General features: G+C 70.6%; 9 protein-coding genes and 1 pseudogene. 2 read left to right on the plus strand and 8 right to left on the minus strand.

The annotated features are described in order from the left end of the window. The 6 genes from serA to ITI46_RS12860 all read right to left on the minus strand — a co-directional run bounded on the left by serA (position 1) and on the right by ITI46_RS12860 (position 10,245). Positions 1-1,590, minus strand: a complete 1,590-nt coding sequence (gene serA, locus ITI46_RS12835) for a phosphoglycerate dehydrogenase (RefSeq protein WP_209239634.1) — start codon at positions 1,588-1,590, stop codon at positions 1-3. 187 nt (positions 1,591-1,777) lie between these two features. Further along, positions 1,778-2,776, minus strand: coding sequence for a ketol-acid reductoisomerase (gene ilvC, locus ITI46_RS12840; protein WP_209239635.1), 999 nt, complete (start codon positions 2,774-2,776; stop codon positions 1,778-1,780). A gap of 78 nt (positions 2,777-2,854) precedes the next feature. After that, positions 2,855-3,379, minus strand: coding sequence for an acetolactate synthase small subunit (gene ilvN, locus ITI46_RS12845; protein ID WP_099884516.1), 525 nt, complete (start codon positions 3,377-3,379; stop codon positions 2,855-2,857). 32 nt (positions 3,380-3,411) lie between these two features. Continuing rightward, positions 3,412-5,274: an acetolactate synthase large subunit gene (locus ITI46_RS12850; protein WP_209239636.1), complete on the minus strand. Its 1,863-nt coding sequence runs from the start codon at positions 5,272-5,274 to the stop codon at positions 3,412-3,414. A gap of 282 nt (positions 5,275-5,556) precedes the next feature. After that, positions 5,557-8,607 (minus strand): putative bifunctional diguanylate cyclase/phosphodiesterase, encoded by a 3,051-nt coding sequence (locus ITI46_RS12855; protein ID WP_247745898.1) that lies wholly within the window; start codon positions 8,605-8,607, stop codon positions 5,557-5,559. 660 nt (positions 8,608-9,267) lie between these two features. Then, a complete protein-coding gene (locus ITI46_RS12860) occupies positions 9,268-10,245 on the minus strand; it encodes a 2-hydroxyacid dehydrogenase (RefSeq protein ID WP_209239638.1) in 978 nt (325 codons plus the stop codon). Between the two features lie 117 nt (positions 10,246-10,362). Between ITI46_RS12860 and ITI46_RS12865 the strand changes: the two genes are divergently transcribed. Further along, a complete protein-coding gene (locus ITI46_RS12865) occupies positions 10,363-11,358 on the plus strand; it encodes an aldo/keto reductase (protein WP_209239639.1) in 996 nt (331 codons plus the stop codon). A gap of 90 nt (positions 11,359-11,448) precedes the next feature. Here ITI46_RS12865 and ITI46_RS36235 read toward each other — a convergent pair. Together ITI46_RS36235 and ITI46_RS12870 are read right to left on the minus strand one after the other, a co-directional pair. Further along, a pseudogene (locus ITI46_RS36235) lies at positions 11,449-11,590 on the minus strand (IS982 family transposase); the annotation flags it as partial. Positions 11,591-11,712: 122 nt separating this feature from the next. After that, positions 11,713-12,618, minus strand: a complete 906-nt coding sequence (locus tag ITI46_RS12870; RefSeq protein ID WP_247745905.1) for a LysR family transcriptional regulator — start codon at positions 12,616-12,618, stop codon at positions 11,713-11,715. Between the two features lie 212 nt (positions 12,619-12,830). Between ITI46_RS12870 and ITI46_RS12875 the strand changes: the two genes are divergently transcribed. Further along, positions 12,831-14,234 carry a M20 family metallopeptidase gene (locus ITI46_RS12875; RefSeq protein ID WP_209239641.1) on the plus strand — a complete coding sequence of 468 codons (1,404 nt, stop codon included), beginning with the start codon at positions 12,831-12,833 and terminating at the stop codon, positions 14,232-14,234. The last annotated feature ends 11 nt before the right edge of the window (positions 14,235-14,245 follow it).

The following is a 14,245-nucleotide window of genomic DNA, read 5'->3' on the forward strand; positions in this document are numbered from 1 at the left end:
TCACTCCGTGAGGTTCACCGCACGCGCGTGCGTGGCCCCGATCTCCTCGGCGATCTCGGACAGCACCGAGGAGCCAATCGTGTCGTCCACCGTCAGCGCGACCAGCGCCTCGCCGCCCTCCTCGGCGCGGGAGACCTGCATGCCGGCGATGTTGATGCCCGCCTCGCCCAGGATGCGGCCGAGGGTGCCGACGACGCCGGGCCGGTCGCTGTAGCGCAGGAACGCCATGTGGTCGGCGACCGCCAGATCCACGCCGTGCTCGTTGATGGCGACGATCTTCTGCATGTGCTTGGGCCCGGCCAGCGTGCCGGAAGCGGAGACCTCCTCGCCGCCCGCGAGGGTGCCGCGCACGGTCACCACATTGCGGTGCTCGGCGGACTCGCTGGAGGTGGTCAGCCGCACCTCGACGCCGCGCTCCTGCGCGAACAGCGGCGCGTTGACGTAGCTGACCGTCTCGTCCACCACGTCCTCGAACACGCCCTTGAGCGCGGACAGTTCCAGCACCTTGACGTCGTGCTGGGTGATCTCGCCGTACACCTCGACGTCCAGCCGGACGGCCACCTCGCCGGCCAGCGCCGTGAAGATCCGGCCCAGCTTCTCGGCGAGCGGCAGCGCGGGGCGTACGTCCTCGGCGATGACCCCGCCCTGCACGTTGACCGCGTCGGGGACCAGCTCGCCCGCCAGTGCCAGCCGCACCGACTTGGCGACCGCGATGCCCGCCTTCTCCTGCGCCTCGCCCGTGGAGGCGCCCAGGTGCGGGGTGCACACGACCTGGTCGAAGGCGAAGAGCGGGGAGTCGGTGCACGGCTCGGAGGCGTACACATCCAGGCCCGCGCCCGCCACGCGCCCCTCCTTGAGCGCCGCCGCCAGCGCCTCCTCGTCCACGATGCCGCCGCGGGCCGCGTTGACGATGCGCACGTTCGGCTTGACCTTGTGCAGCGCCTCGTCGCCGATGAGGCCCAGCGTCTCGGGCGTCTTGGGCAGGTGGACGGTGATGAAGTCGGCGACCTCCAGCAGCTCGTCCAGCGAGAGCAGCTTCACGCCCATCTGCGCGGCCCGCGCGGGCTGCACGAACGGGTCGTAGGCGACGACCTTCATCCCGAACGCCGACATGCGCTGAGCCACCAGCACCCCGATCCGGCCGAGGCCGACGACGCCGAGCGTCTTCTCGCTCAGCTCGACACCGGTGTACTTGCTGCGCTTCCACTCGCCGTTCTTGAGCGCGGCGTTGGCCTGCGGGATGTTGCGGGCCGTCGCGATGAGCAGCCCGCAGGCCAGCTCCGCCGCGGTGACGATGTTGGAGGTCGGTGCGTTGACCACCATCACGCCCGCCTTGGTGGCGGCGGGCACGTCCACGTTGTCGAGCCCGACGCCGGCGCGGGCGACCACCTTGAGCTTGTTCGCCGCGGCCACGGCCTCGGCGTCGATCTTGGTGGCGGAGCGGACGAGGACGGCGTCCACATCGGCGAGAGCGGGGAGGAGTTCGTCGCGGTTGGCGCCGTCACAGTGCCGGATCTCGAAATCCGGCCCCAGCGCGTCGACGGTCGCGGGCGACAGCTCTTCGGCGATGAGTACTACGGGCTTGCTCACGTGGTCTCCAAATTCTTGGGACGGCGCGTTTCCCTGCGGGTTCCCGGGCGAGGGGGGAGGGGAAGGGAGGGGGCAGACGCACGACGCTGTGAGCCTGTGGCTCAGCAGTCTATCGGCGCGAACTCACACGTGTGGGCAATCGGTCCGCTCCTCGGGCTGACCGATTGCCCACACCCGGGTTGAGGGGTTACTTCTCCTCGTCGACCCAGCTCATCAGGGAGCGCAGCTTCTTGCCCGTGTTGGCCAGCAGGCTGTCCTCGTCAGCCTTCTTGTACTCGTTGTACTTGGGCAGACCCGCGTTGTACTCGGCCATCCAGTTGTTGGCGAAGGAGCCGTCCTGGATCTCGCCGAGGATCTTCTTCATCTCGGCCCGCGTCTGGTCGTTGATCACGCGCGGACCCGAGACGTAGTCGCCCCACTCGGCGGTCTCGGAGACCGACCAGCGCATCTTCTCCAGGCCGCCCTCGTACATGAGGTCCACGATCAGCTTGAGCTCGTGGAGGCACTCGAAGTAGGCGATCTCCGGCTGGTAGCCGGCCTCCACCAGGGTGTCGAAGCCCGCCTTGACCAGCGCGGCCGTACCACCGCACAGCACGGCCTGCTCACCGAACAGGTCGGTCTCGGTCTCCTCGGTGAAGGTGGTCTTGATGACGCCGGCCCGGGTGCCGCCGATGGCCTTGGCGTACGAGAGCGCCAGCGCGAAGGCGCTGCCGCTGGCGTCCTGCTCGACCGCCGCGATGCACGGCACGCCGCGCCCCTCCTCGTACTGGCGGCGGACCAGGTGGCCCGGGCCCTTGGGGGCGACCATGCACACGTCGACGGAGGCTGGGGGCTTGATGAAGCCGTAGCGGATGTTCAGGCCGTGGCCGAAGAAGAGCGCGTCGCCGTCCTTGAGGTGGGGGGCGACGGACTCCTCGTAGACCTTGGCCTGGACCGGGTCCGGGACCAGGATCATGATGACGTCCGCTTCCTGGACCGCCTCGGCGGGCGTGGTCACGCGCAGGCCCTGCTCCTCCGCCTTGGCACGGGACTTCGAGCCCTCGTGCAGGCCGACCCGGACATCGACGCCCGAGTCGCGCAGGGACAGCGCGTGGGCGTGGCCCTGGCTGCCGTAGCCGAGAACCGCGACCTTGCGGCCCTGGATGATGGACAGATCGGCGTCGTCGTCGTAGAACAGCTCGGCCACTTGGGGTTTCTCCTTGTGCTGATGAATGGTGCTGCCCAACCTATGACGGCCGGGCGGACGGGGTCGGTCAGGGGAGGGTCAGGCGGAGCGCTCCAGTGCCCTGAGACTCCGGTCGGTGATGGAGCGGGCGCCGCGCCCTATGGCGATGGTGCCGGACTGCACCAGTTCCTTGATGCCGTACGGCTCCAGCATCCTCAGCATCGCCTCCAGCTTGTCGGCGCTGCCGGTGGCCTCGATGGTGACGGCCTCCGGGGAGACGTCCACGGTCTTGGCGCGGAAAAGCTGGACGATCTCCACGATCTGCGAGCGGGTCTCGCCCTCGGCCCGGACCTTGACCAGGACGAGTTCCCGCTGCACAGCGGAGGAGGGCTCCAGCTCGACGATCTTGAGGACGTTGACCAGCTTGTTGAGCTGCTTGGTGACCTGCTCCAGCGGCAGGTCCTCGACGTTCACCACGATGGTGATCCGGGAGATGTCGGGGTGCTCGGTCACGCCGACGGCGAGCGAGTCGATGTTGAAGCCGCGACGGGAGAAGAGCGAGGCGATCCTGGCCAGGATGCCGGGGGTGTTCTCCACCAGCACGGAGAGCGTGTGCTTGGACATCGTTGGAGTGCCTTTCCGTTCCTGCGTGCCGGTCAGTCGTCGCTGTCGCCGAAGTCGGGGCGGACGCCGCGGGCCGCCATGACCTCGTCGTTGGAGGTGCCTGCCGCCACCATGGGCCAGACCATGGCGTCCTCGTGGACGATGAAGTCGACGACGACCGGCCGGTCGTTGATGGAGTTGGCCTTCTCGATGACCGCGTCGAGCTGCGCGGGGTCCTCGCAGCGGATACCGACGCAGCCCATGGCCTCGGCGAGCTTCACGAAGTCCGGGACGCGGGTGCCCCGGCTCGGCTCACCCTCCTCGCCGTTGTGCAGGACGGTGTTGGAGTAGCGCTGGTTGTAGAAGAGGGTCTGCCACTGGCGGACCATTCCCAGCGCGCCGTTGTTGATGATGGCCACCTTGATGGGGGCGCCGTTGAGGGCCGCGGTGACCAGCTCCTGGTTGGTCATCTGGAAGCAGCCGTCGCCGTCGATGGCCCACACCGCGCGGTCGGGCATACCGACCTTGGCGCCCAGAGCCGCGGGGACGGCGTACCCCATGGTGCCCAGGCCGCCGGAGTTGAGCCAGGTGGCGGGCTGGTCGTAGGTGACGTAGTGCGCGGCCCACATCTGGTGCTGGCCGACGCCGGCCGCGAAGATCGTGCCCTCCGGGGCCAGCTCACCGATGCGCTGGATGACCTGCTGCGGGGCCAGCGAGCCGTCCTCGGGCAGGTCGTAGCCGAGCGGGTAGGTCTCGCGCCAGCGGTTCAGCAGCGCCCACCACTCCGCGTAGCGCCCGCCCGGCTCGTCGGCGTGGTCGGCCGTCTCGCTCTGCATGGCGACGACGAGGTCGGCCAGCACCTCGCGGGCGTCGCCGACGATCGGGACGTCGGCCGCGCGGTTCTTGCCGATCTCTGCGGGGTCGATGTCGGCGTGCACGATCTTGGCGTGCGGCGCGAAGGAGTCGAGCTTGCCGGTGACGCGGTCGTCGAAGCGGGCGCCGAGCGCGACGATCAGGTCCGCTTTCTGCAGTGCGGTGACCGCGGCGACGGTGCCGTGCATCCCGGGCATCCCCAGGTGCTGCGGGTGGCTGTCCGGGAAGGCGCCGATGCCCATCAGGGTGGTGGTCACCGGCGCTCCGGTCAGCTCGGCGAGCACCTTCAGCTCGGCCGTCGCGCCCGCCTTCAGCACGCCGCCGCCGACGTAGAGCACGGGGCGGCGGGCCTCGGTGAGCAGCTTGGCGGCCTCCCGGATCTGCTTGCCGTGCGGCTTGGTCACCGGGCGGTAGCCGGGCAGCTCGGTGGTGGGCGGCCACTGGAAGGTGGTCTCACCCTGGAGCGCGTCCTTGGCGATGTCGACCAGCACGGGCCCCGGGCGCCCCGTGGAGGCGATGTGGAACGCCTCGGCGATGATCCTGGGGATCTCGTCGGGGTCCTTGACCAGGAAGTTGTGCTTGGTGACGGGCATCGAGATGCCGCAGATGTCGGCTTCCTGGAAGGCATCGGTACCGATCGCGCCTGAGGCCACCTGCCCTGTGATGGCGACCAGCGGCACGGAGTCCATGTGCGCGTCCGCGAGCGGGGTGACCAGGTTGGTGGCGCCGGGCCCTGAGGTGGCCATGCAGACGCCGACCTTGCCGGTGGCCTGCGCGTAGCCGGTGGCCGCGTGGCCGGCGCCCTGCTCGTGACGGACCAGGACGTGCTTGACCCGGGAGGAGTCCATCATCGGGTCGTAGGCGGGCAGGATGGCGCCACCGGGAATGCCGAATACGGTGTCGGCGCCGACTTCCTCGAGAGCACGGATGAGGGACTGGGCGCCCGTGATGCGGGGGGCGGCCTGGGCCGGAACGGAGTTGGGCTGTCCGCTGTTGCGGGCCCGCGGGTGCGGTTTCGGGGCCCCGGTGGCCTGATCGGTCATCGGCTTATCTCTTCTCGGAGAGTGAGGGTTGACGCTCGTGGTGGGGATTGACGCTCGTTCTGGGCGGGTTTTTCGGGCTACCGCTGCATGTGCTCAAACGCGCTGGTGCAACAAAAAACCCCCCGTGCCGTGAGGCAAGCGAGGGGAGCGCGCCGCTGGTGGTCGCGGGATGGAGGGTCCCGCGGTCAGCCGACGCGCTGTCCAAGTACGAGAATTCGGGTGCGCATGGCACTGACCTTCTCCCCGTCAAGCCCCGGGTGTCAAGTGTGTGGGACAGCCGTCTCAGCATTTGGGCGACGCCGACGAGTGCGTCAGCGGGTCCACGCCCTCCTGCCGTACGGCCAGTGCGCCCGCGCTCCGCGCCGCGGGCACCCCCGCCGCCACGGCCACGGCCGCGTCCCTGCCCTCCGGGTGCTCCTCGCCGTACCCGGAGGCGCCACCGCTGCGGGTGGACTCGGGCACCGCATAGACCCCACGGCCGAGCGCCGAACGCAGCCGGTGCTCGTCCAGCGGCCCGGAGAAGACCGCACCCTGACCGTGCGTACACCCCATCTCACGCAGCAGCGTGGCCTGCTCCGGCAGGTCGACGCCCTCCGCGACGGTGGTCAGACCCAGGTCCCCCGCGATCCGCAGCAGGCCGGAAGTGATCTTGCGCTGCCGGGTGGATTCCAGGATCCCGTCCGTCAGCCCACGGTCCAGCCGCAGAATGTCCACCGGCAGCCTGCGCAGGGCCGAGATCGCCGCATAGCCGCTGCCGAAGCCGTCCAGCGAGATCAGCACCCCGAGCCGGCGCAGCGCCGTCAGCCGCCGCTCCAGCTCGTCCAGCGGGATCCGCGGATCGCTGTCCGACAGCTCCAGGATCAGCGCCCCCGGGGCGCCCGGCACCCCGGCGTTGGCGGCGGGGGCGCCCAGCGCGGTGCCGCCCGTGGGCCCCGGTGCGGCGGCCAGCCCGTGCCGGGCCAGCAGGGCGCCGATGGAGCGGGGCTCCATGCCCGGCTCGGTCAGCCGCCGCGCGGGCAGCCGTACGGTCACCGGTGCGCCGTACCCGGCACGCTGGCGGGCGGCTGCTTGCTGAACCGCCTCCTCCAGCAGCCAGCGGCTCACCTCGGCGGCCCGCTCGCCGCCGGCCCCGCGCGCCTCCCGCGCCGAGGCACCCTCGGTACGCAGGAACTCCGCCGGGGTGAACAGGATGCCCTGGGCCGAGCGCCAGCGTGCCTCGGCCGCGATGGCGGTGATCTTGCCGCTGGCCAGCTCCACGATCGGCTGGTGCAGCAGCGCGAACTCGCCGTCGTGCAGTGCGCTGCGCAGCCGCGCCGCCAGCTCGGCCCGCTTGACCACCTCGGCCTGCATCTGCGGCGCGTACAGCTCCACCCGGCCCTTGCCCGCCTGCTTGGCGCGGTACATCGCCAGGTCCGCGTTGCGCATCAGGGCGCTGGGCGTGATGCCGGGCTCGGCGAAGGCGATCCCGATGGAGGCGGCGACCCGCACCTCCGTGCCCTCGACGCGGTACGGGTCGGAGAGGGTGATCCGCAGCCGGTCGGCGATGTCGTGGATGCGCAGCTCGCGCTCCGCGTCCGGCATCCGCCCGGGCTCGCCGTCGCCCCTGATCAGCACGGCGAACTCGTCGCCGCCCAGCCGCGCCGCGGTGTCGCCGGAGCGTACGGAGTCGTGCAGTCTCCGTGCCGCCTGCACCAGCAGCTCGTCGCCCGCCTGGTGGCCGACGGTGTCGTTGACCGCCTTGAAGCCGTCCAGGTCGATGAAGAGCACCGCCGTGCCGCAGTCGCCGCCGCGCCGGCCGCCGATGGCCTGCCGGACCCGCTCGGTGAACAGCGCGCGGTTGGGCAGGTCGGTGAGCGCGTCGTGCGAGGCGTTGTGCTGCAACTGCGCCTGGAGTCTCACCCGTTCGGTGACGTCCCGGCTGTTGAAGATCAGCCCGCCCTGGTAGCGGTTGACCGTGGACTCCACGTTGAGCCAGTGCCCTTCGCCGTGCCGGAAGCGGCACTCGATGCGGGTGCTGGTCTCCTGGTCGGCCGAGCCGGCCAGGAAGCGGCGCAGCTCGTGGTTGACCTGGCCCAGGTCCTCGGGGTGGACGAGGGAGGAGAGCTCACAGCCCACCATGTCCTCGGCGTCCCGCCCGTAGACACCTGCCGCGGCCGGTGAGACGTAGCGCAGCATGCCGCTGGCGGCCGTGATCATGATGACGTCGCTGGACCCCTGGACCAGGGAGCGGAAGTGGTTCTCCTTCTGCGCCAGTTCCCTCGTCAGTGTGATGTTGTCCAGCAGCATGATGCCCTGCCGCAGCACCAGCGCGAGGACCACCGTGCAGCCGGTGTAGAGGACGACCCGGTCGATGTCGTGCCCGTCGACCGAGTTGTAGAGGATGCCCAGCGTGCACACGGCGGCCGCGAGATACGGCGTCAGCGCGCTCAGCGAGCCGGAGATGGGGCGGCTGGGGTGAGTGGCCCGCGCCTCGGCCTGCCGGTCGGTGGCGGCCAGCGGCTGCGGCGGCACCGGTTCCACCTTGCCCCTCTTGTCGTCGTCGCCGTCCGTGCGCTTCCTGCCGCTCCTGCCGACCCACGGCGCGTACGCGAGGAGCAGCGAGCCGGCGAACCACCCGGCGTCCAGCAGCTGTCCGGAGGCGTAGTGCTCGCGCAGCATCGGCGAGGTGAACAGCGCGTCGCACAGCACCGTGAGGGCGAGCGCACCGATCGCGGTGTTGATGGCGCTGCGGTGTGCCGACGAGCGCCTGAAGTGCAGCGCGAGCACCATGCTGACGAGCACGATGTCCAGCAGCGGATACGCCAGGTTGAGCGCCGCCCTGGCCACCGAGTCGCCCGCCCAGTAGGCCGTGTGGGCCAGCGCGAGCGACCAGGAGAGGGTCAGCAGCGAGCCGCCGATGAGCCAGGCGTCGAGGCTGAGGCAGACCCAGCCGGCCCGGGTCACCGGGCGCTTGGCCAGCACCAGCAGTCCCACGATGGCCGGCGGTGCGAACAGCAGGAAGCAGAAGTCCGCGAGGGAGGGCCGCGGCACTTGCTGGCGGAGCACCAGTTCGTACCAGCCCCATACCGCGTTGCCGAGCCCCGCCATCAGCGAGGAGACGCCGAAGAGCACCCAGGCCGGCCGGCTGGCGTCCAGCCGGGCGCGTGCCGACGCCGGCTCGTACGCCGCGGCTGCCTGCGCGGCCTCCCGTCGCTGGGTGTGCGCGTACCACAGGCACGAGCTGCCGGCCAGCAGGGCGGCGGCGCTGAGACCGAAGTCGCCCATGAACACGGCGACCGTCTCCGAACCCCAGCCGAAGGCCGCGCCCACGGCGTAGGCCGCGCAGATCACCATGAGTGCCAGCTGTGGCAGCAGGCCGACGCGTCCACCGGAGTCGGAGCCTCTTCCGCACAGCTCCGACGTTGCCGACCGTGCCGGTCGGGTCGAGTGGGTCGGCTGGGATCCCTGGGTCTGCCGGGCCTGCTGAGCCTGCTGGGCCTGCTGGGCCTGCCGTTTCTGTCGGTTCTGCCGGACTGGCGCCGACGGCCCGCTGTGCAGTGCCTGCGGCGTCTGCTCCGGGTGCGTCGCCTCGTTCCGGGTCGCGCCGCCGGGGCGCGAGCTGGGAGCGCTGTTCCAGTACGGGCCCCGCCTCGGGGCCGCTTCGTGGGTAGTCATCGCGCCACCCGTGGAGACGGGGGCCACTTGACGGAGCCGGCCCGGCCGTTGCGGGACGCGTGCGGCGGCACGCCGCAACGCGGGGGTCGTGCTTGACAGTTGGGATGTTCGCGGGCGCTGTCCTTGCGTCCCGCGCGGCAGTTCGTCCGTTGATCGTGCATTCGCCCGTCGCCCCCCTCGTGTCCGGGTTTCGCCCCCCGCTCGGGACGATACACCAGGTTCGTCACTCAGGGACATAGTCCCAATACAGACCGTAACCATAAGAGGGAAGGTCAGTACAGGGTGCAGTCGTACGGATCCGTAGCGTGGTCTCTCACGGCCTCGGGGTGTTTACGGGGACTACGCCACGGCCACCGTGTTCTCGAGCTCCTCACCGGCCGCCCAGCGCCTCAGCTGCGCGCCGAGGAGTCGTCTGGCTCGGGGGTAGAAAGCGGAAGTGGGCCCTCCGAGGTGCGGGGTGATCAGCACGCCCGGCATCCGCCAGAGCGGATGATCTTTGGGCAAGGGTTCCGGATCCGTCACGTCAAGTGCCGCCCGCAGCCGTCCCGGAACGCCGTCCTCCGCGCCCGGGGCCGAGGCGGGGGTGCCCGTCTCGGCGAGCAGCGCCTCGGTGTCGACCACGGCGCCCCGTGCGACGTTGACCAGCAGCGCCCCGTCCTTCATCCGGGCCATGAAGTCCGCGTCCACCAGACCGCGGGTCTCGTCGGTCAGCGGCGTCGTCAATATCACGACGTCCGCCTGCGGCAGCACCTCGCCGATCTCGCTCAGCGGCCGGACCGGACCCAGCGGAGCGTTCCGGGCCGAGCGTGCGAAGCGGTGCACGGCGGCGACCTCGAAGGGCAGCAGCCGCCGCTCCGTCGCCTCGCCCACCGCGCCGTACCCGACGATCGCCACCGTGCGGTCGGCGAGCGCCGGGTGGAAGTCGGGCAGCCACTCGCCGCGGTCCTGCGCACGGACGGATCCGGGCAGGTCACGCAGGGAGCCGAGGGTGAGCGCGAGGGCGAGCTCGGCGGTGCTCGCGTCGTGCACGCCGCGGGCGTTGCACACCCGCGTACCGGCGGGGAGGCGTGGGATGGCGGAGGCGATGTGGTCGATCCCCGCTGTGAGGGTCTGGACGACCCGGATCCCCGTCATCCGGGCGAGCGGCCTTACGGCGACCTCGGCACCCACGTAATAGGGCACGACGTAGAAGGCGCAGTCGGCAGGGTCCGCCGGGAACTCCTCCTCCCCGGCCCAGTAGCGGTACGTCAGGGTGTCCGGCAGGCCATCGACGCTCTCGGGCGGGAGCGCGAGCCAGATCTCTGTCGCATCAGCCATGGAGAGAGACTAGTCGGGGGCCGCGCCAGGCAGAGTGGCCGGTGGGGTCGGAACGGACGTGTGTGACACCGGGGGCAACCGTTACGTTGGGGGCCGTCCGGAGGGAGCGGGAGCCAGGTGGAGCGCAGGACAATTGGTGCGGCAGCTCTCGGCGTGGGCGCCGTGGGCCTCGGCTGTATGCCGATGAGCTGGGCCTATTCCACCTCCGAGCAGCACGGCGAGAGCTCCCTGCGCGCGGTGCACACCGCGCTGGATGCCGGGATGTCGCTGCTGGACACCGCCGATATGTACGGCCCGTTCACCAACGAGCTGCTGATCGGGCGCGCGGTCAAGGAGCGGCGCTCGGAGGCGTTCGTCTCCACCAAGTGCGGGCTGCTGGTGGGCGAGCAGCACATCGTCGCCAACGGCCGCCCCAGCTACGTCAGACGCGCCTGTGACGCCTCGCTGCGCAGGCTGCAGAGCGATGTGATCGACCTCTACCAGCTGCACCGCGCCGACCCCGAAGTGCCGGTCGAAGAGACTTGGGGTGCGATGGCCGACCTCGTGACGGCGGGCAAGGTGCGCGCCCTGGGCTTCTGCGCCGTCGGCGCCCGCGCGGACCGGCGAGCGGGCGCCGGTATTCACGACGGGACCATACGGCAGCTCGAACGCGTCCAGCAGGTGTTCCCCGTCAGCGGCGTACAGGCCGAGCTGTCGGTCTGGTCGCGGGAGGCGCTGACCGCCCTGCTGCCGTGGTGCGAGCAGCGCGGCATCGGATTCCTCGCCGCGATGCCGCTGGGCAACGGCTATCTGACCGGCGCGCTCACCACCGGCGGCGGCTTCGAGCCCGACGACGTACGCGCCCGGCACCCCCGGTTCACCGCCGAGATGATGGCTGCCAACCAGCCGATCGTGGCCGGCCTGCGCCGGGTGGCCCGCCGCCATGGCAACGCCACCCCCGCGCAGATCGCCCTCGCCTGGGTGCTCGCCCAGGGCCGCCATGTGATCCCGGTACCCGGCACGAAGAAGGCCCACTGGGTCGCCGAGAACGCCCGCGCCGCCAGCCTGGTGCTCACCGCGGAAGACCTCGCGGAAATCGCCGCGCTGCCCGCGGCGCGGGGTTCGTGGGACTAGGTCGTTCCTTTCCGGTCATCGGATCGTTGGTCCGGTGTGTCGTTGACTGATGCCCAGTGGGCACGTATTGATCCGTTACTGCCGGACCGGACTCCGAAGCGCGCAGTACCCGTACTCGGCCCAGCCAGGTCGGAGTGTTGACGGTCTCGCGGGAGCGTCCGCACTCCACCGGGGTGGAGTCCACGTCCACGATCCACACGTCGTCGCTCCACACGGCGGTGTCGGTGGTCAGCATCCACCTCCGCGAGGAAGCCGCCCCGTACCTCAGCGATGGAGAAGATGAAGGCTGCGGAGCCAGGTGATCAAGCAGTGCAGGCCCGGAAAGCCCTGGCTCGCCGACTTGGGACACCACGGTCATCGTGCCGGTGCCGACGGGCGCAGCAGCGAGACCAGCGACCCGACGAACTGGGTTGCCGCCCAGGGGAGTCGTCGGCCGAGCATCGTCTGCACCTGCGCTTCACGGCGGCGGAAGACCGGATGGTCGAGCGGTACATAGACAACGCCTTCAGCGGTCGGATCCGGGTGCAGGTCGCCAAGGTCGCCGACGAGTGCGATGCCGCCACCGGAGCGGACGAACTCGTACTTCGAGGCCATGGCGTCGCAGACCAGCGCCGGCCGGACGGTCAGGCCCTCCAATTGCACGCCGATGTCGAAGAGGTCGCGTTGGGTGGTTCCGGTCGGAGCCAGCGAGAGGGGGTATCCGCACAGCTCGGCGAGTCCGACCCGCTCCCGGCCGGCGAGTTGGTGTCCGGGCGGGACGATGGCGGACATCGGCACCACGGCTGCGCACTCCACCCGTACGTCGTGCTGCGGGCCCATCGCGTAGGTGACAGCGACATCGGCGATTCCCTCAGCCACCCGGCGGGTCGCCTCCTGGTGGGGCACGCGGTCGAGCTGGAACGTCACGTCCGGGTGATCGCGCCGGAAGACCGCCATCGCCTGCGGGACGAGGCGGCGTGCGAAGCCCTCCGAGCAGGCCACGGTGATGGTGCGGACGTCCGTGCCGCTGCCCGTGCGCAGTTCGCTGAGGAGCTCGGAGGATTCGGCCTCACTGCGGCGGGCGTGGGCCAGCAGGCGTGATCCGGCGTCGGTGAGGGTCATTCCGCGCGGATTCCGGATGAACAGGGGGACACCGACCCCGGACTCCAGTTTGGCTATCTGTCTGCTGATCGCCGAAGGGGCGATCCGCAGATTCTGGGCTGCCTCGCTCACCGCTCCCGTGCGGGCGACTTCGAGAAAGTACGTCAGGCTGACCGGCATGAGTTGCACAGGACCTCCATGACACGAGGCGGCGTGCCGCCTGACCTGGCCACCGACTCGATGCGTACGGCGGTTTGACAGCGGTTTGCCGAGATTAGAACGCGGGGCCGCACAAACGGCAATAGCCAGGACTAAGAGGCGCCCTTACGCTCCTGAGTCAACACGGCACACGCTGTGCAGCCGTTACCCGCATCATGCCCGGGAGCAGCCCAGTGATCTGTGAAAACCTGGTCCGGCGGGCCGAGGAGTACATCGACTCCGGCGCCTTCTTCGCCGAACTGAGCGCCATGGTCGGCTATCCGACCGAGAGCGCCCAACCCCGAAGTCATCTTGCCGTTAAGGCATACCTGGACGAGGTCCTCGTCCCCAAGCTGACTGATCTCGGGTGTTCCGTGGCCGAGTACGCCAACCCCGACCCCTCCGGTGGCCCGTTCCTCGTCGGTACGCGCGTGGAGTCCCCCGAACTGCCGACGCTGCTCTGCTATGGGCACGCCGACGTGGTGGACGGCCAGGCCGGCCGGTGGAGCGACGGTCGCAATCCATGGGCCCTGACGGCCGACGGCGACCGGTGGTACGGCCGCGGAGCCGCCGACAACAAGGGACAGCACCTGGTCAACCTCGCGGCGCTGCGCCTCCTGCTGGCCGAGCGAGGATCGCTCGGCTTCAATCTGACCTTCCTGTTCGAGACCGGTGAGGAGATCGGCTCGCCGGGCCTCGCCGACTTCGCCGTCGGGCACCGCGATCAGCTACAGGCCGACGTCCTGATCGCCTCGGACGGGCCTCGCCTGGACGCGACGACGCCGACGCTGTTCCTCGGAGCGCGCGGGGGTGTCAGACTCCTGCTCGACGTCGACCTGCGCCCGGATGCGTACCACTCCGGCAACTGGGGCGGCGTCCTGCGCAATCCGGCCACCACCCTGGCCGGCGCCATTGCGAGCCTGGTCGACGGACACGGCCGCATCCAGGTCCCCGCCCTGCTGCCGTCCGGTCTCCCGGATCAGGTCCGGGAGGCGCTGGCCGGGGTCGCGGTGGCGGGCAGCCCCGGCGACCCCGCCCCGGACGAGGGATGGGGCGAGACCGGCCTGACCCTCGCCGAGCGGCTGTACGGCTGGAACACCCTGGAGGTCCTGTCGCTCGGTTCCGCCGACATCGACCAACCGGTCAACGCGATCCCCGGCCGGGCCCGCGCCGTTCTGCAACTGCGGTACGTCGCCGGCACCGAGGTGAGCCGGATACGGGAGGTCATCGCCGACCACCTCGCCGCCCGCGGCTATCCGATGGTCGACGTATCCGTTCACAGCAGCTTCCCCGCCAGCCGTACACCGCCCGACGACCCATGGGTGCACTGGGCCAGGACGACGCTGGAGCAGGCCACCGGCAAGGCCGTCGCCGTCCTCCCCAACATCGGCGGCTCTCTGCCCAACCATGTCTTCACCGACATCCTCGGCCTGCCCACCCTCTGGCTGCCGCACTCCTATCCCGGCTGCCTCCAGCACGCTCCCGACGAGCACCTGCTCGGCACCATCGCCCGCGAGGGCATCGTGCTGGCGGCCACGCTCTTCCACGCCCTCGGCCACCGCGCGACCGACCCACCGATCCCTGCCCGCATCGGCTGAACCCTCAACTC

Origin of the sequence: Streptomyces oryzae, from assembly GCF_017676365.1 — a bacterium.
GTDB lineage: Bacteria > Actinomycetota > Actinomycetes > Streptomycetales > Streptomycetaceae > Streptomyces > Streptomyces oryzae.